This is a genomic window from Nocardioides mangrovi, from assembly GCF_020073815.1.
GTDB lineage: Bacteria > Actinomycetota > Actinomycetes > Propionibacteriales > Nocardioidaceae > Nocardioides > Nocardioides mangrovi.
This window is the reverse complement of sequence record NZ_JAIQZJ010000008.1, coordinates 182,454-209,154: the sequence shown is the minus strand read 5'-3', so window position 1 is coordinate 209,154 and position 26,701 is coordinate 182,454. Positions and strand designations below refer to the sequence as shown.

At 71.2% G+C, this 26,701-nt stretch carries 21 protein-coding genes; 6 read left to right on the top strand and 15 right to left on the bottom strand.

The window, feature by feature from the left end; genetic code table 11:
* Window positions 1-46 precede the first annotated feature (46 nt).
* The 6 genes from K8U61_RS15090 to K8U61_RS15065 all read right to left on the bottom strand — a co-directional run bounded on the left by K8U61_RS15090 (window position 47) and on the right by K8U61_RS15065 (window position 8,806).
* Window positions 47-1,372: an amidohydrolase family protein gene (locus tag K8U61_RS15090; protein ID WP_224123863.1), complete on the bottom strand. Its 1,326-nt coding sequence runs from the start codon at window positions 1,370-1,372 to the stop codon at window positions 47-49.
* Between the two features lie 126 nt (window positions 1,373-1,498).
* On the bottom strand, window positions 1,499-2,890 hold the full coding sequence (locus tag K8U61_RS15085) for a GMC family oxidoreductase (RefSeq protein WP_224123862.1): 1,392 nt from the start codon (window positions 2,888-2,890) through the stop codon (window positions 1,499-1,501).
* Window positions 2,887-3,909 (bottom strand): amidohydrolase family protein, encoded by a 1,023-nt coding sequence (locus tag K8U61_RS15080; protein ID WP_224123861.1) that lies wholly within the window; start codon window positions 3,907-3,909, stop codon window positions 2,887-2,889. The genes K8U61_RS15085 and K8U61_RS15080 overlap by 4 nt, the downstream gene beginning before the upstream one ends.
* Before the next feature lies 1 nt (window position 3,910).
* Window positions 3,911-4,621, bottom strand: coding sequence for a TenA family protein (locus tag K8U61_RS15075; protein WP_224123860.1), 711 nt, complete (start codon window positions 4,619-4,621; stop codon window positions 3,911-3,913).
* Window positions 4,618-5,916 carry an LLM class flavin-dependent oxidoreductase gene (locus tag K8U61_RS15070; RefSeq protein WP_224123859.1) on the bottom strand — a complete coding sequence of 433 codons (1,299 nt, stop codon included), beginning with the start codon at window positions 5,914-5,916 and terminating at the stop codon, window positions 4,618-4,620. The genes K8U61_RS15075 and K8U61_RS15070 overlap by 4 nt, the downstream gene beginning before the upstream one ends.
* Window positions 5,917-6,085: 169 nt before the next feature.
* Window positions 6,086-8,806 (bottom strand): helix-turn-helix transcriptional regulator, encoded by a 2,721-nt coding sequence (locus K8U61_RS15065; RefSeq protein ID WP_224123858.1) that lies wholly within the window; start codon window positions 8,804-8,806, stop codon window positions 6,086-6,088.
* Between the two features lie 132 nt (window positions 8,807-8,938).
* Between K8U61_RS15065 and K8U61_RS15060 the strand changes: the two genes are divergently transcribed.
* The 6 genes from K8U61_RS15060 (at window position 8,939) to K8U61_RS15035 (ending at window position 15,493) form a co-directional block, all read left to right on the top strand.
* Window positions 8,939-10,024 carry a class I SAM-dependent methyltransferase gene (locus K8U61_RS15060; RefSeq protein ID WP_224123857.1) on the top strand — a complete coding sequence of 362 codons (1,086 nt, stop codon included), beginning with the start codon at window positions 8,939-8,941 and terminating at the stop codon, window positions 10,022-10,024.
* Complete coding sequence (locus K8U61_RS15055; RefSeq protein ID WP_224123856.1) at window positions 10,021-12,204, top strand: alpha/beta hydrolase; 2,184 nt, start codon at window positions 10,021-10,023, stop codon at window positions 12,202-12,204. The genes K8U61_RS15060 and K8U61_RS15055 overlap by 4 nt, the downstream gene beginning before the upstream one ends.
* Window positions 12,205-12,236: 32 nt before the next feature.
* Window positions 12,237-12,974 carry a DUF1684 domain-containing protein gene (locus K8U61_RS15050; protein ID WP_224123855.1) on the top strand — a complete coding sequence of 246 codons (738 nt, stop codon included), beginning with the start codon at window positions 12,237-12,239 and terminating at the stop codon, window positions 12,972-12,974.
* A gap of 34 nt (window positions 12,975-13,008) precedes the next feature.
* The gene (locus K8U61_RS15045) at window positions 13,009-13,281 is read left to right on the top strand and encodes a DUF7218 family protein (RefSeq protein ID WP_224123854.1); all 273 of its coding nucleotides are present in this window, start codon (window positions 13,009-13,011) and stop codon (window positions 13,279-13,281) included.
* 3 nt (window positions 13,282-13,284) lie between these two features.
* Window positions 13,285-13,758 (top strand): DUF6328 family protein, encoded by a 474-nt coding sequence (locus K8U61_RS15040; RefSeq protein ID WP_224123853.1) that lies wholly within the window; start codon window positions 13,285-13,287, stop codon window positions 13,756-13,758.
* A gap of 262 nt (window positions 13,759-14,020) precedes the next feature.
* Window positions 14,021-15,493 carry an amino acid permease gene (locus tag K8U61_RS15035; RefSeq protein WP_224123852.1) on the top strand — a complete coding sequence of 491 codons (1,473 nt, stop codon included), beginning with the start codon at window positions 14,021-14,023 and terminating at the stop codon, window positions 15,491-15,493.
* Window positions 15,494-15,615: 122 nt separating this feature from the next.
* On the opposite strand, the gene K8U61_RS15030 is transcribed toward K8U61_RS15035, so the two are convergent.
* From K8U61_RS15030 to K8U61_RS14990, 9 genes are all read right to left on the bottom strand, one after another.
* Window positions 15,616-18,378, bottom strand: coding sequence for a P-loop NTPase (locus K8U61_RS15030; RefSeq protein WP_224123851.1), 2,763 nt, complete (start codon window positions 18,376-18,378; stop codon window positions 15,616-15,618).
* A gap of 104 nt (window positions 18,379-18,482) precedes the next feature.
* A complete protein-coding gene (locus tag K8U61_RS15025; RefSeq protein WP_224123850.1) occupies window positions 18,483-18,902 on the bottom strand; it encodes a hypothetical protein in 420 nt (139 codons plus the stop codon).
* Window positions 18,903-18,989: 87 nt separating this feature from the next.
* Window positions 18,990-20,366 carry an FAD-binding oxidoreductase gene (locus tag K8U61_RS15020; RefSeq protein WP_224123849.1) on the bottom strand — a complete coding sequence of 459 codons (1,377 nt, stop codon included), beginning with the start codon at window positions 20,364-20,366 and terminating at the stop codon, window positions 18,990-18,992.
* Window positions 20,367-20,570: 204 nt separating this feature from the next.
* On the bottom strand, window positions 20,571-21,581 hold the full coding sequence (locus K8U61_RS15015) for a PDR/VanB family oxidoreductase (RefSeq protein WP_224123848.1): 1,011 nt from the start codon (window positions 21,579-21,581) through the stop codon (window positions 20,571-20,573).
* On the bottom strand, window positions 21,578-22,738 hold the full coding sequence (locus K8U61_RS15010) for an aromatic ring-hydroxylating dioxygenase subunit alpha (RefSeq protein ID WP_224123847.1): 1,161 nt from the start codon (window positions 22,736-22,738) through the stop codon (window positions 21,578-21,580). Before K8U61_RS15010 ends, K8U61_RS15015 begins: the two co-directional genes overlap by 4 nt.
* A gap of 48 nt (window positions 22,739-22,786) precedes the next feature.
* Complete coding sequence (locus tag K8U61_RS15005) at window positions 22,787-23,545, bottom strand: IclR family transcriptional regulator (protein WP_224123846.1); 759 nt, start codon at window positions 23,543-23,545, stop codon at window positions 22,787-22,789.
* Window positions 23,542-25,230: an MFS transporter gene (locus K8U61_RS15000; RefSeq protein ID WP_224123845.1), complete on the bottom strand. Its 1,689-nt coding sequence runs from the start codon at window positions 25,228-25,230 to the stop codon at window positions 23,542-23,544. Before K8U61_RS15000 ends, K8U61_RS15005 begins: the two co-directional genes overlap by 4 nt.
* A 57-nt stretch (window positions 25,231-25,287) precedes the next feature.
* The gene (locus K8U61_RS14995; RefSeq protein WP_224123844.1) at window positions 25,288-25,764 is read right to left on the bottom strand and encodes a MarR family winged helix-turn-helix transcriptional regulator; all 477 of its coding nucleotides are present in this window, start codon (window positions 25,762-25,764) and stop codon (window positions 25,288-25,290) included.
* Window positions 25,765-25,807: 43 nt separating this feature from the next.
* Window positions 25,808-26,686, bottom strand: coding sequence for an amidohydrolase family protein (locus K8U61_RS14990; protein WP_224123944.1), 879 nt, complete (start codon window positions 26,684-26,686; stop codon window positions 25,808-25,810).
* Window positions 26,687-26,701 lie beyond the last annotated feature (15 nt).

Sequence of the window (26,701 nt, the reverse complement as noted above, 5' to 3'; positions counted from 1 at the left end):
CCTCTTTCTCCTCATCGGTGCAGCGGTGGTGGGGGTCCCGAGAGGGTCAGGACGTCCGGGTGACGACTTCCATGCGCGCGACCGTGCGACGGAACGCCGCGTTGGCCTCGCGCACGACCTGGTGCTCGTCGACGGTGGTGAGCTTCCGGCCCTGCATGAGGACCCGGCCGTCGACGATCGTGGTGTCGACGGCGGAGCCGTTGGCGGCGAAGACCAGGTGGCTGGTCAGGTGGGTCGCGGTGTCGCGCAGCATCGGGGTGAACTCGACCGAGTTGGTCTCGACGAGGATCAGGTCGGCCTTCGCGCCGGCCTCGAGGCGACCGGTGTCGTGCCCGAGGGCCGCGGCGCCGTGCCGGGTCGCCATCCGCAGGACGTCGCCGGCCTGCATGAGGCTGGCGTCCTGGCGGCTGGCCCGGTGCATCAGCGAGGCGTACTTCATCACCTCGAACATGTCGGCGCTGTTGTTGCACTCGACGGCGTCGTGGCCGAGCCCGACGTTGATGCCGGCCGCGATCATCTCCGGCACCCGCGCGATGCCGTTGCCGAGCTTCGCGTTGGAGCTCGGGTTGTGGGAGATGTGCGTGCCGGTCTCCGCCATCATCCGGATCTCGGCGTCGTTGAGGTGCACGCAGTGGGCGGCGACGACGTCGGGGCCGAGGAAGCCGAGCTCGTAGGCCAGCTCCGTGGGCCGCCGGCCGAAGCGCTCGAGGCTGTTCTCGACCTCCGACATCGACTCGTTGAGGTGGATGTGGATGCCGGTGCCGAGCTCGTTCGCCAGCGTCCGGGTCTCGCGGAGCAGGTCGGGCGAGGCGAGCGGGAGCCACTCGATCCCCAGCCGCACCTGGATCCGGCCGTTCGCGGCGCCGTGGCTGCGCTGGAAGGCGTCGATGTTGTCCTGGAGCGTGTCGAGGTCGTGCTCGTCGAGCGCCACGTCGTTCGAGAGCACCGCGCGGATGCCGATCTCCTCGGCGGCGTCGGCGAGCGCGTCGAGACGGCGGTACATGTCGTTGACCGTGGTCACGCCGGCCTTGATCGACTCGGCGTAGCTGGCCATCGCGGCCCAGTACGCCGCGTCGTAGTCGAGGGCGCGGATGAGCGGGTACCAGCACTCGTCGAGGTACTCCCACAGCGGCAGGTGGTCGTTGTAGCCCTTGCCCAGCGCGGTGTGGAAGTGCAGGTCGACGAGGCCGGGCATGACGATCTTGTCGGTCGCGTCGATCACCGTGTCGCCGTCGGCCGGCGCGGGCGCCTGGTCGTCGGGACCGACCCAGGCGATCCGGTCGTCGTCGAGGACGACGGTGCCGCGCTCGTGGTACGTCGCGGCGTCGTCCAGCGTGACGACCATGCCGTGGCGGATGACCGTGCGGGCCATGACCGACCTCCTTGCCTCGTCGAATCTGAGATCTCAGATCCTATTTAGAACCGTAGGTGCCGATGGGGGCGACGCTCAAGGCCGTGCGAGCGATGTTTACGAGCGGTAACCGCTCCGAAACACCGCTCAGGCCAGTCCGGCGTCGGCGGCGACGATCCCGCCGCCGAGCCAGCCGATCGCCATGGTCACGAGGTTGGGTCCGCCGTCCGGGATCCGCGGCATGACGGAGGCGTCGACGACCTTCAGGCCCTGGGTGCCGACCACGTTCAGCCGGCGATCGACGGTGCGGCCGATCCCGCACGAGGCCACCGGGTGGTTGTAGGTCTCCACCCGGGCGCGGACCGCCGGCACCAGGTCGTCGGTGCGCCACCAGGCGTCCCGCGGCACCTCGACGATGCCGGTCGCGGCCATCGCGTCGATGAGCTCGGCGGTCCGGCGTACGGCGGTCGCCATCCGCTCCGCGTCGCTGTCCTCGGCCAGGTGCCGGAGCCGGATCCGCGCGCGGTCGTCGTCGCCACGCGTCACCGACCCGCGGGACTCGGGCTGCATCAGCGCGACCGAGACGCTGTAGCGGCGGCGCGGCGCGCTGCGGTCGTAGAGCCAGGTCGAGAAGGGGAAGACCTGGAACTCGTCGGCCGGGTCGTCGGCGACGCCGGCCCGCAGCAGCGACCCGCTGACCGGACGCGCGAAGACGTCCGCCTCGTCACGTGCGTCGACGTCCATCATCAGCCAGGGGTGGTCCTGGAGCCCGACGCCGATGTCGGGGGCGTCGATGCCCGAGCGCCACAGCAGCTCGGGCGTGCCGTAGGCGCCGGCGGAGATGATCACCAGGTCGGCGTCGATCCGCTCGACCCCGCGCGGCCCGGCGACCTCGACCCCGACCGCGCGCGTGCCGTCCATGAGCACGCGGCGCACGAGGGTGTCGGCGCGGAGGTCGACGCGGTGACGGACGAGCGGCGCGAACGCCGCGAGCGCGCCCCACCGACCGCCGTCGACCCGGTTGGTCGGCCACGGGCCGACGCCCTGGGTGCCGGGCGCGTTGTGGTCGGGGCAGGCCGGGTGACCGGCGGCGTACGACGCGGCGGCGAAGGCCTCGTCGAGCGGACCCTGCGAGAGGCGGGTGACCCGGATCGGGCCGCCGTTGCCGTGGTAGGCCGCGTCGCCGAACTGCTCGTCGGTCTCGATCGCGCGCAGGCCCGGCAGCAGGTCGTCCCAGCGCCAGCCCTCGCCCCAGGCCTCGAAGCCGCTGGGCTGGCCGCGGGACCCGGCCGCGGCGTTGACGCTCGACCCGCCGCCGAGCACGCGGCCGCGGACCAGGTGGCGTCCGGAGTCCTCGTCGGCGTAGTCCCAGTCGGCGTCGGGGAAGGCGTGCTCGTGCAGGAAGCGGTGCGGCACCGGGTCGCCCGGGTCCTGCCCGGCCTCGACCAGGACGACGTCCGCGAGGTCGGCGAGCCGGTGGGCGGCGACCAGGCCGCCGTTGCCGCCGCCGGCGATGACGATCCGCATCCGGCCGCTCACGCCGGGACCTCCAGGCCGAGCAGGGCGGCGAAGTTGTCGCCCATGACGCCGTCGAGCTTGGACTGCGGGATCGGCGGCAGCCCGAGCGGGCCGGCCTCCTCGTTGACGGTCAGCAGCTTCTCCCGCAGGGCGACCGGGTCGTAGAGGAAGCCCGGGAAGTCGGTGCCGAACATGATCTTCTCCAGCGGCACGAAGGACGGCTCGGCCCGGTAGAGGTAGAGGAAGAGGTCGCGCCGCGTCACCGTCGCCATGTGGTAGCTGATCTCGGTGTAGAAGTTCGGGTGCTTGGTGAGCATGAACATCGCCTCGTCGACCCACGGCGTCCCGCAGTGGGCGATGATCACGCGCAGGTCGCGGAACTCGCGGCCGATGTCGTCGAGCATCGCGGGCCGCGCGTACTCGAGCTTCGCGTCGATCCGCGTCGAGCCCGCCTGGTGGATCATCACCGGGATGCCGAGGTCCCGCGCGGCGGCGTAGATCGGGAAGGCCAGCTCGCGGTCGGCGGGCGACCAGTGCTGGTACATCGGGTAGAGCTTCACGCCCGAGAGCCCCGCCTCGACCGCGCGGCCGAGCTCCTCGACGGCGACGCGGACCCCGCGGTACGCCGGGTTCACCGATGCGAAGCCGATGATCTTCTCCGGCTGCGCGCGCACGCACGCGGCGAGGTACTCGTTGCAGCGCTCGGGGTGCGGGTCACCCGTGACGTCGGTGACGCCGTCGACGTCGACGGTGCCCATGAGCACGCCGTCGAGGTACTGCGGGCTGACCGCCAGCGCGACGATCTTGTCGAAGCCGGGGTGGGCGGCGACGGTCTCGTCGGGCCCGATCACGCCGAAGCCGTCGTGACCGTCCTCGGCCTCGACCTCGTCCCACTCGTGGTCGGTCGGGCACCGGTGGCTGGGCAGCCGGCCGGCGGACCGGTAGATGCACAGCGAGCCCTCGCGCCCGTAGGTCTTGGTGAACGCGGCATCGGTGCCCATCGAGAGGATGTGGGTGTGGGCGTCGATCTGCACGGGCACGTCAGACCCCTTCCAGGGTGCGGGTGGTGGTGAGGTCGGGCCACTGCGCGCCGTCGCGGGCCTGGTCCCAGAACTGCCGCTCGAGGCGGCAGCCGGTGCGGAAGGTCTCGGCGGCCCGACGCCGGGCGTCGTCCGGCAGGACCGACAGCCGCCGGTCGAACGCGTCGCGCAGGTCGTCGACCACCGCGGCGTACGCCGGGGCGGCGAAGAAGTCGAGCCACCCCTGGTAGAGCGGGTGCTGCACGCTGTCGGCGATCAGGCCGGTCGCGATCTCGCCGTAGCTCCACGCGCACGGGAGCAGGGCCGCGGCGATGTCGTCGGCGTCGCCGCGCGCCGCGACCGCGAGCAGCCACGAGGTGTAGGCGACGGTGGCCGGCGCCGGCTCGAGGTCGGTGGCCACGCACGGACCCGCCAGCTTCTCGGCGTCCGCGAGCATCTCGCGGTTCTGCGGGATCTCGACGTCGACGATGTTGGCGAGCGCGGCGCTGAAGTGGACGAGGCCCGCGTCGTCGCGCGAGCGCGCGGCCGCCGTCGCGAGCATCCGGGCGTAGTCGGGCAGGTAGCAGAGGTTCTGGGCGACGTAGAAGCGGAAGCGCGACATCGGCACCCGGCCCTCGGCCATCCCGCGCGGGAAGGCGTGGTCGAGGAGGTCGGCCCACAGCCCGCCGACGCCGTCCCGCAGGTCGTCGGTGCTCGCCGGAGGAGCGGTCACGAGGCGACGCTCGCGGCCGGCAGCCGCTGGGCGAAGTGGCCGCGGATCGTGGTCGAGTCGTACGCCGTGCGGAAGACGCCGCGGTCCTTGAGCTCGGGCACGACCAGGTCGACGAACTGCTCGATCCCCTCGGGCAGCGTCGACGCGTTGACGTTGAAGCCGTCGGCCGCGCCGGCGCGGAACCAGCGGACTAGCTCGTCGGCCACGGTGCTCGGCGTACCGACGCAGGTGAAGTGGCCACCGCCGGCGGAGATCCGCTCGAGCATGGTGCCGACGCTGACCTGGCGGCCGTCGTCGTCCTTCGAGAGCGTCTGCATCATCACGTAGCGGCCCTGCGGACCGGCGAAGTCCTCCAGCGGCGGCAGCTCGGGCATCGGGTCGTCGAGCGCGAGGGCCGAGCAGTCCATGCCGATGTAGCCGCCGAGCACCTCGAGCTGGCGCGGCAGCGCCTTGAGCGAGTCGAGCCAGCGCTTGCGGTCGCGCGCCTCCGCCTCGGTGTCGGCGATGACCGTCACGACGCCGGGCAGGACCGTGATGTCCTCGGGGCGGCGGCCGAAGGCGACGGCCCGGGCCTTGATGTCGTCGTAGTACTCACGCGCGTCCTCGACGGTCGAGCCGATCCCGTAGATCGCCTCGGCGTACCGGGCCGCGAGGTCGCGCCCCTGCGAGGAGGCGCCGGCCTGCACCAGGAGCGGTCGGCCCTGCGGGCTCTGGGGGATGTTGTTGGTGCCCTCGACGCGGAACCACTCGCCGTCGTGGTCGACCGGCCGGAACGCGTCCAGGTCGAAGAACTGACCCTGATCCTTGTCCATGCGTACGGCAGAACGCGGGTAGCTGTCCCAGAGGCGGAGCAGCACGTCGGCGAACTCGGCCGCGCGGCCGTAGCGCTCGTCGTGGCCGGGCAGCGCGGGGATGCCGTGGGTGCGGGCCTCGGCGTCGCTCTGGGAGGTGACCAGGTTGACCCCGGCGCGGCCGCGGCTGAGCAGGTCGAGGGAGGCCAGCGAACGGGCGGCGTTGTAGGGATCGTGGAAGGAGGCGGAGAGCGTGCCGATCAGGCCGATCCGCTCGGTGCGCGCGGCGAGGTAGGAGAGCAGCGTCAGCGGCTCGAACATCGAGGCCGGGCTGACGTCGGCGCCCGAGTAGACCGTGAGGTGCGTGTCGGCCAGGAAGACCGCGTCGAAGAGACCCCGCTCGCAGGTCTGCGCGAAGCCGAGGAAGACGTCGGGATCGAAGGCCTGGTCGGCCGTCGTCGAGGGCCGCTGCCACGCCGATGGGTGGTGCCCGTACAGTCTCATGAACAGGTTCAGGTGCAGCAGCCGACCATCCGCCATCGCGCGTCCTCCCAGAAACAAGATCTGGGATCTAAGATCTCAACTGCCCATTTCGGGTCGGTGTCGCGCTGATGTCATTCGCGCTACGAGAACCTGTGCGTCGGCTGCGTCCCGACACCCGGACCGGTCGTCGTCAGCCCCCGGCCATCCGCTCCGCCAGCTCGGCGCGGGAGCCGATGCCGAGCTTCGTGTAGACGTGGCGGAGGTGGTACTCGACCGTCTTCGGGCTGAGGAAGAGCGCCGCGGCGGCCTGGCGGGTGGTCTGCCCCTCGGCGAGGAGCAGCGCGATCTGGAGCTCGCGGGCGGTCAGCTCGACGACCGGCCCGGTCTCGCGGCGCCGCAGGGTCAGGCCGGTGGCGTCCAGCTCCGCCGTCGCCACGTCGGACCAGGAGCGGGCGCCGAGCCGGTCGAAGTCGTCGAGCGCCGCGCGCAGGTGCTCGCGGGCGTCCGCCCGACGACGCAGCCGACGCAGGCGCTCGCCGTAGAGGAGCCGGGTGCGGGCGGTCTCGAAGCGGTCCGGGGTGCGCAGGTGCTCGGCGAGCGCCGCGCCGAAGGCCGCGTCCACCTCTTCATCCGGACAGAGCATGGCGCGCACCCGCGCCGCCCGGGCGAGCGACCAGGGGCGGCCCTTGCGCTCCGCGCGGGTGAGGTACGACGAGACGAGCGGGTCGTCGCGCGGGTCGTCGCCGAGCCGCAGCCGGGTCTCGACGAGCTCGGGCACCGGGGAGAGGTCGGGGTCGCCGACGTCCCGGTCGGCGAGCCACGTGGCGAGCGAGTGGAAGCCCGCGGCGGCGTCGGCCACCTCGCCGAGCGAGAGGGCGAGCTCGGCCAGTCCGAAGTCCACCCACGCGGCGGCGAGGTGCACGTCGTGCTCGTCGGCGACGGTGCGGGCCTCGGCGCCGGCGGCGCGGCAGTCGTCGGCCCGGCCCTGGCGGGCGTGCAGCCAGCACAGGCCGGCCAGGTTGGCGGCGAGCTCGGTCGCCTGGCCCGCCTCGCGGGCGAGCACGATCGCCTCGCCGTACCCGGCCTCGCCGCGGGTCCACCGCTCACCCGTGGCGTCGTCGCGCGCGAGGTGGAAGAGCAGGTGCGGCAGCTCGCCGATCGCGCCGGCCTCGCGGCGCTCGGTGACCGCCCGGTCGACCAGCTCGCGGCCGGCGCCCGACTCGCGGAGGTAGAGCGGGCCGAGCACCTCCCAGGCCGACCGGCTGCGGTGGTCGGCGAGCGGCAGGCCGGCGAAGAGCGCGACACCGCGACGCAGGTGCTCGACGCCGGCATCGCCCTCGAGCGTGCGCGCCATCCCGACCGCGACGGACGCGATCGCCTCGGCCCGGGTGCCGGCGCGGGCGCAGACCTCGGGGTCGGCGAGCATCCGCTCCAGCCGCTGGGCGACCACGGCGGCGGCCGGGACGTCGAGCAGGTAGCAGCAGACCTCGACGACCTCGGCGTAGAGCGCGAGCGCCTCGCCGACGGCATCGGGCCCGGCGCGGTCCGCGGCCCGGAGCAGCTGGGTGTAGGCCTCGCCGAGCCGGCCGCTGCGGGCCGCTGCCAACCCGGTGACCGCGCGCACCCGGGCGCGCGGACCAGGCGCGACCAGGTGCCGCAGGGCCTCGTCGAGCACGGCCGCCGCCCGCTCGTCCTCGCCCGAGAGCCAGGCGGACTCGCCGGCGGTGAGGAGCCGGCGCCCGACGTCCTCGGGGGCCGGCGACAGCTGGGCGGCGCGCTCGCTCGCCGACGACGCGACGGCATGCGCGCCCCGGGCCGTCGCGCGCGCCGCGACCGCGTCGAGCGCCGCCGCGACGGACGCGTCCGGCCCGAGGGTCGCCGCGCTCAGGTGCCAGGCGCGGCGGTCCTCGTCGCCCGGCGGCAGCACGTCGGCGACCAGCGCATGCAGCTCGCGCCGCGTGCCGGCGGGCATCCCGGCGTAGACGGCGGTGCGGGCGAGCGGGTGCAGGAAGGCGAGCCGGTCGGCGTCGGTGACCAGCAGGCCCGAGTCCTCGGCCGCGCCCAGGTCGTCGGGGGAGACGCCGAGCGCCACGCAGGCCCGGCCGACGATGGCCAGGTCCTCCCCCGCGACCGCGGCCACCCGGAGCACCTCGAGCGCCCCGGCGTCGAGCCGCTCCAGCCGCATGCCGAAGGCGGTCGCGGCGACCTGGGCGAGCCCGGGCGCCAGGTCGCCGAGCGACTCCGGCTGGCCGGCGAGGGTGCGCAGCACCAGCGGGTTGCCCGCCCCGAGCTCGACGATCCGCGCGACCTGCTCCTCGGTCAGAGCGGCGTCTGCGGCCCGCACCAGCTCACGGGCCACCTCGGGGTCGAGCCGGGCCAGGTCGAGCGTCGGCAGACCGTCGTACGACGCCGTCTCGTCGGGGCGTACGGCGAGGACGACGAGCAGCGCGTCGGCCACCAGCCGCCGCGCGACGAAGGCCAGCGCCTCGGCCGAAGGGCGGTCGAGCAGGTGGGCGTCGTCGACGACGACGGCCGTCGGTCGCTCCTCGCTGGCTCCGGTGAGCAGGGTCAGCAGCCCCGCGGCGATCGCGAACCGGTCGGCCGACCGCCCCTCCCGCAGCGCCAGCGCCACGCCGAGCGCCTCGGCCTGCGGGGCCGGGAGGGTGTCGACGCGGTCGAGGAGCGGGCGCAGCAGGGTGGCGAGCCCGGCGAAGGGCAGCTCGCGCTCGGCCTCCGACCCGGTCACCCGCAGCAGCCGCAGGCCGCTCGAGCGGTCGACCGCGTCGTCGAGCAGCGCGCTCTTGCCGATGCCGGCCTCTCCGCGCACGACGACCACACCGCTCTGCCCGAGGCGTGCGCCCGCGAGCAGGGCCTCGAGGTCGCGTTGGGCCTGGCGACGCCCCACCAGCATTCCTGGAGTCTAGGAGCACCCAGGGGGCCGGTCCTCCCCAGAACCAGGGGGGTCACCTGATGCGACGGGTGCCGCCGCGGGCCGAGGGTCGGAGCACCCCGGCACCAGGCCGGGCCGACCCCAGGAGATCCGATGACCACCCACGCCCCCGCCCCCACCGCCGAGCTCGACGAGGACGCCCTCATGGCGTTCGTCTTCCGCGCCGTCGACGAGGTCGGCGCCTCGCTCAACTGCGCCCTCGTCGTGATGGGCGACCGGCTCGGCTACTACCGCGCGCTCGCCGACCGCGGCCCGCTGACGGCCGCCGAGCTCGCGCAGGCGACCAGCACCGGCGAGCGGTACGCCGCCGAGTGGCTCAACGCCCAGGCCGCCGGCGCGTTCGTGACCTACGACCCGGCGACCGGCCGCTACACGCTGCCGCCCGAGCACGTGGTCGCGCTGACCGACCCGGAGAGCCCGGCGTACCTGCCCGGCTTCTTCCAGATCGCCTTCGGCACGATCAGCGACGCCGCCCAGATCTTCGACCGAGCCCGGGAGGGCGACGGCCTCGGCTGGGGCGACCACAACCACGACGTGCACGAGGGCTGCGAGCGCTTCTTCCGGCCGAGCTACGCCGCCAACCTGCTGCCGAGCTGGCTGCCGGCGCTCACCGGCGTGGTGCCCAAGCTCGAGCACGGCGCGCGGGTGCACGACCTCGGCTGCGGCCACGGCGCCTCGACGGTGCTGATGGCCGAGGCGTTCCCGGCCTCGACCTTCGTCGGCTCGGACGCGCACGGCGCCTCCGTCGACGTCGCCCGCGAGCGCGCGGCCGAGGCGGGGGTCGCGGACCGCGTCACGTTCGAGACCGCGACCTCGACGTCGGTCACCGGCTCGGGCTACGACCTGGTCACCGTCTTCGACGCGCTGCACGACATGGGCGACCCCGTCGGCTGCGCCCGCCGGGTGCACGACCTGCTGGCCGACGACGGTACCTGGATGATCGTCGAGCCGGCTGCGGGCGACCGGGTCGAGGACAACTTCAACCCCGTCGGCCGGGCCTACTATGGCTTCTCGACGCTGCTGTGCACGCCCGCGTCGCTCTCCCAGGACGTCGGGCTCGCGATCGGGACCCAGGCCGGACCGGCCCGGATCCGCGACATCGTGACGGCCGCGGGGTTCACGCAGTTCCGGATCGCCGCGCAGACGCCGTTCAACAACGTGCTGGAGGTGCGCAAGTGAGCCACCGCCCCACCGTTCTGGGCGGGTACGGCGACGCCGACTCTCCTGCGAGCCGGGCGGTCCTGCCCGACCGCACCGGCGTCGCCGTGCGCGACGGCGTGCCACTCACGTGGTCGTCGTACGGCAGCGGCCCGACGACGGTCGTGCTGATGCCGACCTGGTCGATCGTGCCGTCGCGGATGTGGAAGGCCCAGGTCCCTTACCTGGCCCGGCACTTCCGGGTCGTCACCTTCGACGGCCGGGGCAGCGGCGCGTCCGGCCGACCGAGCGGCGCGGCGGCGTACACCGACGTGGAGTACGCCGCCGACACGATCGCGGTGATGGACGACGCCGGCGTCGACCGCGCGGTGCTGGTGTCGCTGTCCTGCGGCGGCACCTGGTCGGTGCACGTCGCGGCCGGCCACCCCGAGCGGGTGCTCGGGCTCTTCTCGATCGGCCCGGCGTGCGGGCTGTCGGTGGCGGACCCGGTGCGCGAGGAGTTCGTCTGGTCCGAGCGCTACCCGCACGCCCGCGGCTGGGCGAAGTACAACCGGCACCACTGGCTCGAGGGCGGCTACGAGGACTTCCTGGAGTTCTTCTTCGGCGAGATGTTCTCCGAGCCGCACTCGACCAAGCAGATCGAGGACGCGATCGCGTGGGGGCGCGACGTCGCGCCGCAGACGCTCGTCGACACGACCGCGGGGCGGCTCGGCTGCGAGGGCGCGACGTGTACGTCGGTCGAGCCGCTCTGCGCGCAGGTGACCTGCCCGGTGATGGTCGTGCACGGCACCGACGACCGGGTCCGCGGCCACGCGATCGGCGAGCGGCTGGCCGAGCTGACCGGCGGCGAGCTCGTGCTCGTCGAGGGCGGCGGCCACGGCCTGCCCGGGCGCGACCCGGTCTGGGTCAACCACGCGATCCGCGACTTCGCGGCGCGCTTCGACCCGCCGCCGGTGAAGCCGCCGGCGCGGTCCTGGCAGCGGGCGCTGAGCCGGCCGCCGCGGGTGCTCTACCTGTCCTCGCCGATCGGCCTCGGCCACGCCCGGCGCGACCTCGCCGTCGCGCGGGCCCTGCGCGAGCTGCGGCCCGACGTCCAGGTCGACTGGCTCGCCCAGGACCCGGTCACGCGAGTGCTCCACGACGCCGGCGAGCACGTGCACCCGGCGTCGGCGTACCTCGCGAGCGAGTCCGGCCACGTCGAGGCGGAGTGCGGCGAGCACGACCTGCACGCCTTCCGCGCGATCCGGCGGATGGACGAGATCCTGGTCAACAACTTCATGGTCTTCGACCGGCTGCTCGAGGACGAGCCCTACGACCTGGTCGTCGGCGACGAGGCCTGGGACGTCGACTACTACCTGCACGAGAACCCCGAGCTCAAGCGGTCGGCGTACGCCTGGCTGACCGACTTCGTCGGCTGGCTGCCGATGCCGGACGGCGGCGCGGAGGAGGCGGCGCTGACCGCCGACCTCAACGCCGAGATGATCGAGCACCGGGCGCGCTACCGGCGGCTGCGGGACCGCTCGGTCTTCGTCGGCAACCCCGGCGACGTGGTGCCCGACGACTTCGGCCCGGGCCTGCCGGCGATCCGCGAGTGGACCGAGGAGAACTTCGACTTCGCCGGCTACGTGACCGGCTTCGACCCGGCCGCGCTCGGCTCGGCGGAGGAGCTGCGGGCCCGGCTCGGGTGGCGTCCCGACGAGGCGGTCTGCGTGGTGAGCGTCGGTGGCTCGGGTGTCGGCGCGCCCCTGCTGCGGCGGGTACTCGACGCCGTGCCGCACGCGCGGGCGCTGCGACCGGACCTGCGCTTCGAGATCGTCGCCGGTCCGCGCATCGACCCGCGGTCGCTGCCCGAGCGCGACGGCGCGCGGGTGCACGGCTACGTCTCCGACCTGACCGCCCGGCTCGCCGCCGCCGACGTCGCCGTCGTGCAGGGCGGGCTGACCACCTGCATGGAGCTCACCGCCCTGCGCAAGCCCTTCCTCTACCTGCCGCTGCGCCACCACTTCGAGCAGAACTTCCACGTCCGCCGGCGCCTCGACCAGTACGCCGCCGGCACCTGCCTCGACTACGACGTCACCCACGACCCCGCCGCGCTGGCCGCGGCGATCGTGGCTGAGTCCGCGCGCGACACCGCGGCGTACCGACCGGTCGAGACCGACGGCGCGCGCCGGGTGGCGCGGCTGCTCGTCGACCTGGTCTGACCCAGGCGCCGCCGGCGGTGCACGATGGGGCGGTGACCGATTTCGTCGATGCCTGGCAGGCGTGGCGCGACAGCCGCGAGCGGCGCCTGCGCGACCCGCACGGCTGGCTCGCGATCACCGCGATCCACTGGCTCGACGCGACCCCCGAGCGCTTCGACGACGCCCCGGGCACGTGGTGCCACGACGAGCGCGGCCCGGTCGTCGTCCTCGACGAGGGCGAGACGCTCACCACCGGCGACGTGGTCCTGGCGGCTGGCAGCCACGCCCTCGGACAGGTGGACGAGGACGGCACGACGTACTCCTTCGGCGACGCCACCGTCGAAGTCGCCGATCGCGACGGCCGGACCATCGTCCGACCGCGGCACCCGGACGCCCCGATCCTGAGTGCCTACCGCGGCACCCCCTGCTACCCGCCCGACCCGGCCTGGGCCTTCGCGGCGCGCGTCGACGGCGACCAGGTCATGTTCACGTACGACGGTGCCGAGCACCGCCTCGTCGCCTGGCCCGAGCCGGACGGCTACCTCTGGATCCTCTTCCGCGACGCGACCTCCGGCGTCACGACGTACGCCGCGATGCGCCAGCTGCTCACCGCGCCGCCCGCCGCCGACGGCACCGTCACCGTGGACTTCAACCGGGCGGGCAACATGCCGTGCACCTACACCGACTTCGCCACCTGCCCGGTGGCGCCGCCGGGCAACACGCTGCCGTTCGCGGTCGAGGCGGGCGAGCAGGACCCGGCGCGCATCGCGGGCGACGGATCGGGGCACTGAGCGAAGGTCCACCCCCGACGGTCAGGAGCGAACGATGCCGGCTAAGAAGACACCCGGACCCAGCGTCAAGGACGACGAGCTCTACGAGAAGCTGCGCGACGAGGGCAACAGCAAGGAGAAGTCCGCGCGGATCGCCAACGCCGCCGCCAACACCTCGCGGAAGGCGGTCGGCAAGAAGGGTGGCTCCTCGCCCTCGTACGACGACTGGACGGTCGCCGACCTCCGCAAGCGCGCCGCCGAGCTCGACGTCGAGGGCCGCTCGTCGATGAAGAAGTCCGAGCTGGTCGACGCGCTGCGCAACACCTGACCGGTGAGCGGGCGCGACGAGACCGAGGAGGAGCGCCTCGATCGGAAGTTCGACGACCTGCTGCAGGAGCTGCGGGTGATGCAGACCGGGGCCCAGCTCACCGCCGGCTTCCTGCTGACGCTCCCCTTCCAGAGCTCGTTCGGCGACCTCGACGACTTCCAGCGCACGACGTACCTGGTCCTCGTCGTCCCCGCCGCCCTCACGACCCTCTTCCTGCTCTCCCCCGTCGTCATCCACCGGCGGCTGTCGGGCGAGCACGTGAAGGACCGCATCCTGGCCGCCGCTCAGCGGCTGGTCGCGGCCGCGGTGACCACGCTCTCGCTGATGATCACCGGGATCATCTTCTTCACCTTCGACATGGTCATCGACCGCTCCGCCGCCCTGGTCGCCGGCATCGGGATCGGTCTCGTGATCACGGCGCTGTTGCTCGTGCTGCCGACCTACCTGTCTCGGAGCGCCTCCCCGCCCAGGTCGTGATGCTCAGGGAGCGCTATCGCTCCCCGTCAGCAGCACGACCCCCGAGAAGCACGAAGCCACCCGGCTCGGGGCTTACCCGACGGGTGGCTTCGTGGTGCTGCTCGCTGGTCCGACAGCCGCCTCTCGGCAGGTGGTCGCTCGGAGCGACAAGTGGTGAGGCCCGGGGGCATGTAACGGATCCAGCTGACATCCAGAACCATCGGGTGTCGGGATTCATTCCTGAGCAGGACTGCGATCTCGTCGTACGGGGCACCCTGCGCGGGTGGAGCTGACACGTACCAAGGACATCGACGCCGTCCTCGAGCAGAACGAGGACGCACCCGAGGGCGACGCCGAGCAGACCGGGCGGCTCAAGAAGAGCCTCGGCGCGCTGGACCTGATGGGCTTCGGCATCGGGATCGTCATCGGCACCGGCATCTTCACCCTCACCGGTGTCGCCGCGAAGGACTACGCCGGCCCGGCCGTAATGCTCTCCTTCGCGCTCGCCGGGATCGTCAGCCTGCTGGCGGCGCTCTGCTACGCCGAGCTGTCGTCGGCGGTGCCGACCGCGGGGTCGGCGTACACCTATGCCTACGCGACGATCGGCGAGGTCTTCGCCTGGATCATCGGCTGGGACCTGGTGCTCGAGTTCTCGCTCGGCGCCGCGGTGGTGGCGCGCGGGTGGTCCGGGTACGTCGCGAGCCTGTCGGACGCCGTCCCGACGAGTCTCTTCGGGGAGTCGTCGACCGTGAACCTCGGCGCGGTGCTCATCGTGCTGGTGCTCGGTGTCATCGCGTGGGTGGGCATCCGCGAGTCGAAGTGGGTGACCAACACGCTGGTGGCGATCAAGGTCGCGATCTGTCTGTTCGTGATCATCCTCGGCGCGTTCTACGTCAAGACCGCCAACTGGCACCCGTTCATCCCGCCGAGCGAGAAGGGCTCCGACACGAGCGGCCTCACCCAGCCGTTGTGGCAGGCGCTGACCGGCACCTCGCCGTCGATCTACGGGCTCGCGGGCGTCCTGTCCGCGGCCGCGATCGTGTTCTTCTCCTACACGGGCTTCGAGGCCGTCGCGAACCTCGGCGAGGAGACCAAGAAGCCGTCGCGCGACCTGCCGATCGGCCTGCTCGGCACCCTCGGCATCTGCACCCTGCTGTACGTCGCGGTGTCGGGCGTCCTGACCGGCATGGTCGACTTCCACGACCTCGACGAGGGCGCCCCGATCTCGGAGGCCTTCAAGTCCGTCGGCCTCGGCTGGGCCGCCAACATCATCAACGTCGCCGCCATCGCCGGCCTCACCTCGGTGATCCTGGTCGACATCGTCACGATGCCCCGGATCGGCTTCGCCATGGCCCGCGACCGGCTGCTTCCTCCGCGCCTCGCCCAGCTGCACCCCCGCTTCGGCACCCCGAACCTGATGACCGCGATCACCGTCGTCTTCGTCGCCGTCCTCGCCGCCTTCGTGCCCCTCGACAAGCTCGCCGAGATGGTCAGCATCGGCACCCTCTTCGCGTTCACGATCGTCTCGCTCGCCGTACCGATCCTGCGCCGCACCAGCCCCGACCTGAAGCGACCCTTCCGCACGCCCCTGTCGCCCGTGCTCCCGATCGTCTCCGCGATCCTCTGCATCGCCCTGATGACGAACCTCGCCATCGACACCTGGATCCGCTTCCTCGCCTGGCTCGCCCTCGGCCTGGTCATCTACTTCGCGTACGGCGTACGGCGGTCGCGGGTCCAGCGCGCTGCGTGCGCGTAGATCATTTATCGCGTCAGCTCTCCAGCGCGATCGGCGTGGGATACGGGCGCCGGGCGGAGCCGTTCGTTTACAGTCTCTCGACTCCGACCCTGATTCAATAAGATGCAGACCGTAGCCGGCGCCTACAAATCCAACAATTGCGCGAGTTGATTTACGCTTTCCGCGTCGCGGCCGTATCGTCTCGCCGGACCAACTGTAGCGCCGCGAAAGGCAGTCTTAATGCTCGCCTTGAGCAGCCCTCGGCGGTCTCGCACCTCGCGGACCGATTGATATCCATCTCTAGTCGCAGATCCGAGATACCGTTCAGCCTGGTCGCGAAGTTCCCGCATAGGGCCGAGATCCAGCGCCGCCTCCGCCAGAACACCTCGCCACTGCACCTCTAACCCCGAATCGCTCGGAGGAAGAATTCCGAATGAGAAAGCAAGGCCATTCAGACCATATATGGCTTCCGTGCGCCCTAAGAAGTCAGCGCCCGGTAGATCTAAGATCGCGCAAGCATTCAAGGAAGCGCTGTTGCGCCCATGCCCTTGCAGTCCCTCGACCCTCGCCCACTCAAGGAAGAAGCTGCGGAGAGCCAACCGATGGTCGCGAAACAAGTCGATACTTGACCACGCCTCGGTAGCGATTTCCGTTGCCCGACCAAGTTCGTTGAATTTCCGAAGCACGTACATCGAATTGACGACCTGCCGCAGCTGCGCTCCATTGGCTGATTGACCAGCTAGTGCACATGCGATCGCGACGTCTTTGTCTTCGATCTTTTGACTGCAGTACGCGACCGCCACCGTCGCCTCGTTCCATCGTCCGTCACCGGCGCGCGAGGTAACACCAAATACATACTCAGAGAGCAGATCTCCAAGTGACTCCTGCCTAAATTCAGGAATCAGCGAGATCACAGCATCCGCGATCCGCGCGTGCCGCGGCACCACGACTTCGCCGTGTCTCTGCGCAGCGGCCTCACGACCGAGCCTCCGCAGGATTAGCCTGTCAGCTTCGCTCTCCGATAGGTGGAAATGGGCAGCTAGGTGACTCACAAGCACCTCAGGAAGACCAAAGCGGCCCGCCAAGCAAACAATCAGATATGCGTCAAGAACCGTGCCTTTGTCCGGAAGTCGCATGCGATCGAGCCTCGCCATCAGCTCCCGAATGTGTTGGTTGAACGCAGCGCCGAACCGGACGCTTAACAGAGCACCCAAGAGTGAGCTCCCACCGGCGCCGCTGCTGGCAGCGTGGAGGATCCGAGCGCGATCGTCTGATCCGGGAACATTGGAAAGCGCACCGAGACCCTCAGTCCCGTGTACCCCCCAAGCAGAAACGATCTCGACGGCATCGGCATCGGATATCCCTTGGAACTGAAAATGAACCAAGTCGGCCGTACTCAGCATCGCGCGTTCCCCAGAGGTGGAACGCAACCAGTCAGTATCTCGCGACGCCAGCACTAAACGAAGGTCTTCGCGGCCGTCGTTACGAAGGCGCACGACAAGATTGCGAATCTCCCGAGCCCAAATGTCAGCGTCGTCGACAATGACCCAGGTGCGGCGAGAAGTGGCCGTCGACTCTTCCAATTCATTCCATGGAAATGCGGCGCCAGCCTCAACCCAGTACGCATCGGAGTCTCCATCGACAGCGAGCTCGGCGGCAATCTGTCGAAGTGCGGTTGATTTTCCCTCTCCAGTCGGCCCTTCGACGAGAAGGGCTAAATGTGAGAATTCGGCATCTAGTAAAAGGTCAAGGCACTCCCTAGTTCTTGACAGCATTGGGGCTCGCCGATCAAGCGCATCGACCCAAGAAGGAGCGCGGCCATCGAAATATGAGAGCGCATCGACAGCCGAGCCTTCCCGCGATCGCTGCTTGGCGAAGAATTCGGGCGTCAATAGCCGCGTGCCTGAGAACTGGGCGGCTTCGCGCGATCGAGCACTCGTCGCTATCGGTGCGCCTAGCCGCTGCCTCAGCGCCTGCTCCAGCGACGGGAACATAGTGTTTCCGTTGACCTCAACGTACGGCTGCAGCCGACCAGGAAGTCCCGCCGGCGGCAGTGCCCCCATTTCCACCGTATCGCCGTGACAAGCCCAGAGGACCTCTAAGTCGTGAACCGTCCCCTCCTCTACCAAACGGTGAAGTGAGCCGGTAAGCACATCGTCCCACCCTGCATAGCCGACGACCACAACGAGGCAGCTCGTTAGGAGTTGCCTCAAGCTACCGGCAAGCCTAGGGCGATCGTGACTAAGCTGAGCACTGGTATGGAGGGTGTCGCCTTCGCTCCAAGATCCATGCAGATGGACGACAGGAATAACTCCCGAGACACCTCGGGGCAGAGGTGGGACAGCTCCGTCAGTATCCGCCACCACCTTCCAGGGGTTGAGACCAGCCACGCTGATAGAAGCCTCGAGCAGCGGGTCGAAATTCGTTGTGAGCACCGGCCCGCGAGTCTCATCAGGGACCAGAGCGAGGATTCGGCCAAGCGCCTGCTGACCCTGCGGAATAGCCCAGCCCCCTGCATCGAGCTCGAGCGTTTTCAGGTCCGCCTCGCTGCGGACATATCGTCGTCCGAGCTCTGGGCTTAGCTTTGGCGTCCGTGCCGCGAGCACGGCTAGCCGCACGGTTCGATTCAGGGCGTCGAGACCTGCTCGCTCAAGCACAAACTGCGTAGCGGCCTGATACCGATACTGTGGGGGGGAATCTTGCAGGACCTCGCGTTTGAAGTCGTTTAGATCCTCAGCGTCGTCGGAAACAGCTCCTTGAAAGTAGGCGAGCATCTGACTCGTGGAGGGCACCGCTCCTGCAGAGAGCCCAGCTCCAACGACAAACACAATCGGCTTAGCGTCCTCGGCTAGGAAGGCGCGCCGAAGACGATGCTTCAGTGCTGCTTCATCAAGGGCAACCGGCATTGGACCTTTCTACATGAGCACGGGTCGGATCCACGGACGATCCACCGAACAGGATCCGGACGCAAGGCCCTGCCCCCACCGAGACGTCCCGCTGGCCAATAGGACTACCTGGCCAGCAGTGCACACCAGCTGTCGGTGATCGTGTTGTGGGCGACGTCGCGGTCGACCTTGTCGTCCCAGCCCTCGAGCATCCAGCGGCGGGAAAGGAACTCGACCTGGGCGAAGGCGAGGACACCGCGGACGTGGCGTGAGTCCTTGTCGAAGCGTTTGGCCTTGTCGAGGCCGCGGTGGATGTCGCCGATGGCGGACTCGAACCACTTCTCGACGGCGAGCTCGATCTCGGGGTCGGTGCCGGCGGCCTGGTTGGCGGCGCGGACCTTGGGCATCAGGTCGGGCCACTGGTCGAAGCGCTTCTCGATCCAGCCGCGGATCTGGGCGCGGTCGCCGTAGGCGCCGACCTGCTCGAGGGCGGGGTCGTCGGCGCCGGCGAGGACCTCGTTGATGTCGACGATGAGCGCGTGCATCAGGGCCGGCTCCGACGGGAGGTGCAGGCAGAAGGTCGTCCGGGGTGGTGCCGGCGCCGATGACGATGTCGTCGATCGTCGCGGCGGTCACCCCGCGGGCGTGATGTTCTGGTTGTGCCGGAAGAGGTTGCCCGGGTCGTAGGTCTTCTTGATCGACGCCAGCCGGTCGTAGTTGCCCTGGTAGTTGGCGCGGATCCGGTCCTGGTCGTCCTCGGACATGAAGTTGATGTAGCCGCCCTCCTCCGAGTGCGGCGCCGTCGCGTCGTAGTAGTCGCGCACCCACGCCGTACCCGCCTCGTCGGAGACCTCGTCCGGCGGCCACATCCCCGCGATCACGGTCGCGAAGGTCGCGTCGCGGTGGGCGAACGCGGTCGCGTCGGACGCGACCCGGTGGCAGGCGCCGTTGATCGGGTAGATGTGCATGGTCGAGTTGACGACCGGCACCTTCGGCCCGTGCTCGAGGTGCGCGGCGATCGCGTCGTCGGTGAGCTCCTTGACGAAGCTGGCCTTCCAGTAGTGGTGCAGCCCCGGCGGGATCAGCGCGTCGAAGGCGCTGTTGAGCGCGGGGTAGGGCATCGGCCCGACCATCTCGGCGACCCTCGGCGCGATGTCGCGGATCGGCTGCAGCGCCTTCTCCCCCGCATCGAGGTCGCCGGCCCAGCAGGCCACCATCGCGATGAAGGGCTCGCCGTGGCGGTCCTCCGGGATGAACGGCAGCGGCGGCGCGATCTGGTACGCCGGGAAGCAGCCGAGCTCCTCGGGGGCGTCGACGATGAAGTCGCGGTAGAAGCGCAGCACGTCGCCGGCCTGGTCGAGCTCGAAGAACATCGGGCCGCCGTAGATGTCCTTCACCGGGCTCAGCCGGAACTCGAAGGACGTGACGACGCCGAAGTTGCCACCGCCGCCCCGGATCGCCCAGAAGAGGTCCGCGTCCTCCTTCTCGCTCGCGACGTGGAAGGTGCCGTCGGCGGTGACCACGTCGGCCGCGAGCAGGTTGTCCATCGACAGGCCGAGGCCGCGGGACAGGTAGCCGATGCCGCCGCCGAGGGTGAGGCCGCCGACGCCGGTGGTCGAGATGATCCCGCCGGTCGTGGCCAGCCCGAAGGGGTAGGTCATCGCGTTCAGGTCGCCCCAGGTGGCGCCACCGCCGACCCGGACCGTCTGCGTCAGCGGGTCCACCCGCCCGCCGCGCATCGCCGAGAGGTCGACGACCACCGCGTCGTCGGCGGTGCCGAAGCCGGGGACGCTGTGCGCGCCGCCGCGGACCGCGATGCTGAGGTCGTGGTCGGCCGCGAACCGTACGGCGGTCATCACGTCGCCGGCGTTGACCGCCCGGACGATCACCGCCGGACGACGGTCGATCATCGCGTTGCGGACGACGCGCGCCTCGTCGTACTCGGCGTCGTCGGGACCGACGACCTCACCCCGGACCTGCTCGCGCAGGTCGTCCAGCTGCATGCTCATGGGGCCCTCCTCGGGCTGCTCGCGTCAGCGGGCCGGGCACGAGGGCGTCGAGGGGCGTCACGGGCGCGGCGGACCGCCGCAGGGGATCTGGGACGGGCCGACGCTAGTCCCGTCCCGCCACCGCGGGCATCGCCGGGATCGGGGATTCGGGCCTGGCCATCTCCGTCGCGTACGGCGTACGGCGCATGGCGTACGGCGGTCGACTCAGGTGAAGGTGAGCGTCAGCCGCGCGGGCGCGGTGCCCTCGGAGCCGTCCGCGGCGACGGCGCGGCCGACGCAGAGGCAGACCCGGCGGCCCTCGGCCTTCTGGCGGTCGCTGAGGAAGACGTCGCGGTGGTCGAGGCGGCCGTCGAGGTCGACGACGGCCATCTCGCACAGCCCGCACTCGCCCTTGCGGCAGTCCCACATCAGGTTCGCGCCAGCGGCCTCGAGCGCCTCGAGCATGGTCTGGTCGGGGGACACGGTCGCGGTGACGCCGAGGTCGGGGACGCTCACCTCGAAGGGCTCGGCGTCCCACCAGCCGCTGCTGCCGAAGGTCTCGAAGCGGAGGTCGACCGGCGACAGGCCGGCGTGCTCCCAGGAGCGGCGCACCGCGTCCATCAGCCGCACCGGCCCGCACATCAGCATCTCCTGCCGGCCCGGGCGCGCGGCGACGTCGGCGACCAGGGCCTCGACGTCGAGCGGGGTGCCCTCGTCGTCGACGTGCAGCTGGAAGCGGTCGCCGTGCTCGGCCGCGAGCAGGTCGACGTAGGCCAGCACCGACCGCGAGCGCCCGACGTAGACGACGCGGTAGTCCGCCCCGGCCCTGGCCAACGCCCGGGCGGTCCCGACCAGTGCGGTGACCCCGATGCCGCCGGCCAGGAGCGTGTAGCCGTCGGCTCCGATCAGCAGCGGGAAGTCCTGGAGCGGGCGGGTCGCCTCGAGGGTGTCGCCGACCTCGAGCCCGTGGAGGTGCGCCGACCCGCCGCGGCTGTGCTCGGCGAGCCGCACGGTGAGGGTCAGGCGGCGCCCGGTCGGGTCGGACTCGACAACCGAGTAGGAGCGGACGTCGGTGCCGGCGCCGATCGGCACCCGGACGTCGACGTGGGTGCCCGGGTCGGCCGGCCGGCCCAGCGCCGTGGGCCGCTCGAGCGTGATCCGGCGCGCCCGGTCGGCGACCGGCTCGGCCTCGACCACCCGGCACCGGCGCCAGTCGTGGTCGGCGAGGCCGGTCATCGGCCGCCCGCCGCGGCCGGACCGGTGAGTGACGCGGCGTCGTCGGGGACCTCGACGGCCGGCTCGTCGGGATAGCGGCCCTCGTCGCGGAGCATGGCGTCGAGGATGCGGCGTACCCACATCCCGCCGGCGTCGATGTTGAGGGCGTAGAAGGCATAGTCGGGGTTGGCGTCGATCGCCTCCTGCTGCGCCTTGAGCATCACCTCGTCCTCGCGGAAGACACCGCGCACCCCGTCGCGCAGCTCGTGGGTGATCCGTTGGCTCTCCAGCCGGTAGTTGCGCATGAACGCCCAGAAGTAGTGCGAGGTGCGCTCGCTCTCCGGCGTGATCGTGTTCATGACGTAGCCGTTGACGCCCTGGCTGCGGTCCCCCTCAGGGGCGCCCGTGCCGGTCGGGGCCACACCGACGTCGATGCAGATCGTGCCGGGTGCGTAGTAGTGGATGATCTGCCAGCGGTCGACCCGGCCGGTGAAGTCCGGGAAACGGTCCCGGATGTTCTTGGCCCAGAAGGCCGGCGGCTCCACGTCGAGCATCCAGCGGGTCACGGTGACGTGCCCGTCGTCCTCGAGCCGGGTGCTGAACTCCGACTGGCTCAGCTCGTCCTGGCCGAGGCTCGAGCCGTGCACGAACTCCTCGTGCGTGAGGTCCATCAGGTTGTCGAGGATCAGCTGGTAGTTGCACGCCGCCTCGATCGTGAGCCCGTCGCCGGCCCACTCCGGGTCGTCCATCTGGTGCATGTCCGGGATGTCGGAAGGGTCGGCGAGCGCCGGGTCGCCGGGCCAGACCCAGGCGTAGCGGTAGCGCTCGACGATCGGGTACGACGGCACCGACGCGCTCGGGTTGAGCGTCTCCTGGGCGGGCAGCTTGGTGCAGCGGCCGGACGGGTTGTAGCGGAGCCCGTGGTAGGGGCACTGGATCTCGTCCGCGCCGACGAGAGTGCCCATCGACAGGGGCGCGAGGCGGTGCCAACACGCGTCGGCGAGCGCCACCGGCCGACCGGACTCGGTGCGGTAGAGCGCCATCGGCCGCCCGGCCACCGTGCGCGCCAGGATGCCGCGGTGGGTCAGCTCGTGGTCCCACGCCACGGCGTACCAGGCGTTCAACGGGTAGGGGAAGATCTTGGCGTTGACACGTGCGCGGTCGAGGGCTTCAGACATGTCCTCAGGCTCGGCCGGACGGCGAGGTGACCGCCACCACGTTTGCACTCAGTGCAAGCCGGATCCCGCGTAGGCCCGGGAGATGGCGCGGGCCGCGGTCTGCACCACCGGGGCGAGCGCCGTTGGCCGGGCGTCGGCCAGGCTCACGACGAGCGAGATCGCCGCGACCACCCGGCCCTCGTGCCCGACGACCGGCGCGGCGACCGAGACCGCGTCGTCGGTGACCGCGCCGGGACTGACGGCGTAGCCGTCGCGCCGGACCGTCGCGAGCACCCGACGCAGCTGCTCGGGGTCGGTGATCGTGCGGTCGGCGTAACGGGTGAGCCCACTCGCGACCACCTCGTCGAGCACCTCCGTCGGGGCGTGGGCGAGGAGCACGAGCCCGACGCCGGTCGCGTGCAGGGCGAAGCGGCCGCCCACCCGGGTGAGGACGGGCACCGCCGAGCGGCCGGCGATCCGCTCGACGAAGACCACCTCGGTGCCGTCGCGGACGGCGAGCTGGACGTTCTCCCGGGTGACCACGTAGAGGTCCTCGAGGTAGGGCAGCGCCACCTCGCGCAGCGAGCTGCTGCGCGGCGCGAGCGAGCCCACCTCCCACAGCCACAGCCCGACCCGGTAGCGCCCGTCGTCGCCGCGCTCCAGCGCGCCGGCGGCGACCAGCTCGGCCGCCCGCCGCTGCGCGGTGGAGAGGTGCAGGCCGCTGCGCCTCGCCAGCTCCGAGAGCGTGAGCTCCCGGTGGGCCGCGTCGAAGGCGCCCAGCAGGGCGAGCACCTTCCCCGTGACGCTGGCGGGCGCAGCCCCGCTCACGCCACCGGCTCGGCGTCCGCCTCGAGGAACGCCTCGTGGTGCTGGCGGCCACCGAGGAAGACGGCCGCGATCAGTGCGGCCACGACCGCCGCGATGCCACAGACCAGGTAGCCGATCGCATAGGCGTGGGAGAGCGCGTGGAACGCGACGTCCTGGATCGGGTTGAAGGGGATCATCTTGCCGTCGGGTCCGGGCACCTCCGCGGGTACGGCGTTGGCGCCGAGCGGCCCGGACTGCACGGCTCCGACGGCGGCCTCGACCGACGCCCGCTGCTCCTCGGGGACCTCCGCCGGCGAGGCGTAGAACGCGTTGAGCGCGCTCTGCAGGCTCGGCGTCGACGCCACCTTCGCGCTGATCGCGTTGGCGGCGTTGGTGAGCGCGATCGCACCGACGATGGCCGGTCCGAGCGTCAGGCCGAAGTCGCGCAGCATGCTCGTCGCACCGCTCGCCATGCCGGCCTTCGGGGTCGGGACGCTGTTGACCGCCACGACGGTGATCGAGGTGACCGCGAGCTTGAAGCCGGCGCCGACGACGAGCAGCGGCGGCGCGACAGCGGCGATGGACATGTTGGTCGCCGGGATCGCGGCCAGCACGAGATCGCCGATGCCGATCAGCCCCATCCCGGCGGCGAGCACCCAGCCGGGCTTGTAGCGCTCGATGACCCGGGTGCTCACCGGGAAGAGGACGACCCCCATGACGTTGAGGCAGAAGAACCCGATCGAGGTCTTCAGGGGTGAGTACTCCTGGATCGCCGACAGCCGGATGCTGGTGGCGTAGGCGGTGCCGAGGTAGGCGAACATGCCGATCACGGTCACGATCGCGGAGATCGTGAAGACCCGGTTGGCGAAGAGCTCGAGCTGGATCAGCGGTCGGTCCACGCGCCGCTCGACGACCACGAAGGCCACCATGAAGACGGCCGCGAGCACGAAGCCGCCGATCACGGTGGCGCTCCCCCAGCCGTCCTCGGCGCCCTGGATCACGGCGTACAGCAGGGCGAACAGCGAGACGGCGATCGTGATCTGTCCCGGCCAGTCCAGGGATCGACCGAGGGGCGCAGAGGAGTTCTGGGCCGCCACCAGGGTCACCACCGCGCTGATGACCGCGATCACCGCCATCGCGAGGAACGCGTAGCGCCAGCTGGCGAACTCGCCGCCCGAGTGGTTGATCTCGGCGAGGGCGCCGGCGAGCACCGGCGAGATGAAGCCGGCGCCGGTCAGGGCGGCCGCCCAGATCGAGATCGCGTGGGCGCGGGTGCGGACGTCGTGCGTGCCCGCCGCGAGCATGGCGATCGAGGTCGGGAAGATGGCCGCGGCGCCGATGCCCGCGATCACCTGGCCGGTGAGGAGCACCCCGACGCCGCCGTCGGGGGTGAAGAAGCCGAGCAGTCCACCGACGGCCATCAGGAGCGCACCGATGGCCAGCAGCCGCTTGCGTCCGAAGAGGTCGCCCACCACGCCGAAGCTCAGCTCGAAGAGGGTCACCGGGACGAGGAAGGCGTCCGACACCCAGGTCAGCTGGGTCGAGGTGGTCCCCAGGTCCTGGTTGATGTAGCCGTTGATGACCGCGGGGATCGAGAGCCCGATCTGGGCGACGGCGACCGCGAGGGCCGCGGACAGCATCGTCCCGGCGGTCAGCTTCGACGGCACGACGGCGTGCGTGCCGGATGTGGCGGTGGTCTCACTCATGGTCGGAGCAAACCACAACGGAAACCTGATGTACAGGTTTCCTGATGATTAGTTCTCCTACGTCGCCCCGCCGGCGGCGAGCGCCGTCCGACACAGCTCGAGCGCGCGTCGGAGCTCCTCGGACTCCGCGTCGCTCAGCGGCGCGAGCATCGTCGCCTCGAGCGCGGCGACCTGCGGACGGAGCTCGTCGAGCAGCCGCAGGCCCTTGGCGGTCAGCGCGATGACCAGGCGGCGACGGTCAGCGGGGTCGCGATGCCGCTCGATCAGCTCCCGGTCGAGGAGCGAGGTCACCATGTCGGCCATCGTCTGGGCCGTCACGAAGGAGTGCCGGGCGAGGTGCGCCGAGGTGAGGTCCGCGTGCCGCTCGAGGACCGTGAGCGCGGTGTACTGCAGGGCGGTGAGGTCGAACGGTCGGGTGAGGTCGTCGAGCTCCGCGCGGACCGCGAGCTCGACCTGCTTCATCAGGTAGAGCAGGGTCGGCGGCGCGCCGGTCCCGGCCGCCGCCTCTGCTCCGCTGTCGACCAACTCGGCCATCGCCACCTCCCGGGTCGCTCCCGGTCCCACATCGTAGGGGCGATCACTCCGACGGCGGACCGAGCCCCAAGACCCGGGCCGCGTTGCCCTTGAGGATCCCCTCGTGGTGCTCCTCGCGGATCCCGAGCTCGGCGAAGTCGTCGAGCCAGCGCTCCGGCGTGATCAGGGGGTAGTCGCTGCCGAAGAGGACCTTGTGGTGCAGCATCCCGCCGGCGGCCCGGACCAGCTCGGGCGGGAAGTACTTCGGACGCCACCCCGACAGGTCGATGAAGACGTTCGCCTTGTGGGTGGCCATCGAGATCGCCTCCGCCTGCCACGGCACCGACGGGTGCGCCAGGATCACGGTCAGACCGGGGAAGTCGGCGGCGACGTCGTCGAGCAGCAGCGGGTTGGAGTAGCGCAGCTTGATGCCCCGGCCGCCCGGGAGGCCGGCCCCGATCCCGTTCTGACCGGTGTGGAAGAGCGCCGGGACGCCGAGCTCCTCCAGGGCCCGCCACAGGGGCGCGTACGTCGGGTCGTCCGGCGAGAAGGCCTGGAGGCTCGGGTGGAACTTGAAGCCGCGGACGCCGTGCCGCTCGACGAGCGCCCGCGCCCGACGTACGGCGACCTCGCCCTGGTGCGGGTCCACGGACCCGAAGGGGATCAGCACGTCGGCGTGGTCGGCGGCGCGCTCGGCCACCTCCTCGCTGCGCAGCGCGGGATGGCCGGTGGCGGTGGTCGCGTCGACGGTGAAGACCACCGCCGCCATGCCGGCCGCGCGGTAGCGGGCGGCGAGGTCGTCCACGGTCGGCGTACGGCTCTCCGATCCCTTGAAGTAGGCGGCGGACGCCTCCATCAGCTCCTCGTCGAGCGAGAGGTGGCCGTGGTCGTCGGCCTCGACGTGCACGTGCACGTCGATCGCGCGGATCGCCGCCACGTCGATGCGGGGCTCGTAGCG

What these genes read in the sequence shown, in the direction of transcription:
- K8U61_RS15090 (WP_224123863.1), bottom strand. Translation starts at nt 1,372, where the DNA reads ATGGCCCGCACGGTCATCCGCCACGGCATGGTCGTCACGCTGGACGAC.
- K8U61_RS15070 (WP_224123859.1), bottom strand. Translation starts at nt 5,916, where the DNA reads ATGAGACTGTACGGGCACCACCCATCGGCGTGGCAGCGGCCCTCGACG.
- K8U61_RS15065 (WP_224123858.1), bottom strand. Translation starts at nt 8,806, where the DNA reads ATGCTGGTGGGGCGTCGCCAGGCCCAACGCGACCTCGAGGCCCTGCTC.
- K8U61_RS15060 (WP_224123857.1), top strand. Translation starts at nt 8,939, where the DNA reads ATGACCACCCACGCCCCCGCCCCCACCGCCGAGCTCGACGAGGACGCC.
- K8U61_RS15045 (WP_224123854.1), top strand. Translation starts at nt 13,009, where the DNA reads ATGCCGGCTAAGAAGACACCCGGACCCAGCGTCAAGGACGACGAGCTC.
- K8U61_RS15030 (WP_224123851.1), bottom strand. Translation starts at nt 18,378, where the DNA reads ATGCCGGTTGCCCTTGATGAAGCAGCACTGAAGCATCGTCTTCGGCGC.
- K8U61_RS15025 (WP_224123850.1), bottom strand. Translation starts at nt 18,902, where the DNA reads ATGCACGCGCTCATCGTCGACATCAACGAGGTCCTCGCCGGCGCCGAC.
- K8U61_RS15020 (WP_224123849.1), bottom strand. Translation starts at nt 20,366, where the DNA reads ATGAGCATGCAGCTGGACGACCTGCGCGAGCAGGTCCGGGGTGAGGTC.
- K8U61_RS15015 (WP_224123848.1), bottom strand. Translation starts at nt 21,581, where the DNA reads ATGACCGGCCTCGCCGACCACGACTGGCGCCGGTGCCGGGTGGTCGAG.
- K8U61_RS15010 (WP_224123847.1), bottom strand. Translation starts at nt 22,738, where the DNA reads ATGTCTGAAGCCCTCGACCGCGCACGTGTCAACGCCAAGATCTTCCCC.
- K8U61_RS15000 (WP_224123845.1), bottom strand. Translation starts at nt 25,230, where the DNA reads ATGAGTGAGACCACCGCCACATCCGGCACGCACGCCGTCGTGCCGTCG.
- K8U61_RS14995 (WP_224123844.1), bottom strand. Translation starts at nt 25,764, where the DNA reads ATGGCCGAGTTGGTCGACAGCGGAGCAGAGGCGGCGGCCGGGACCGGC.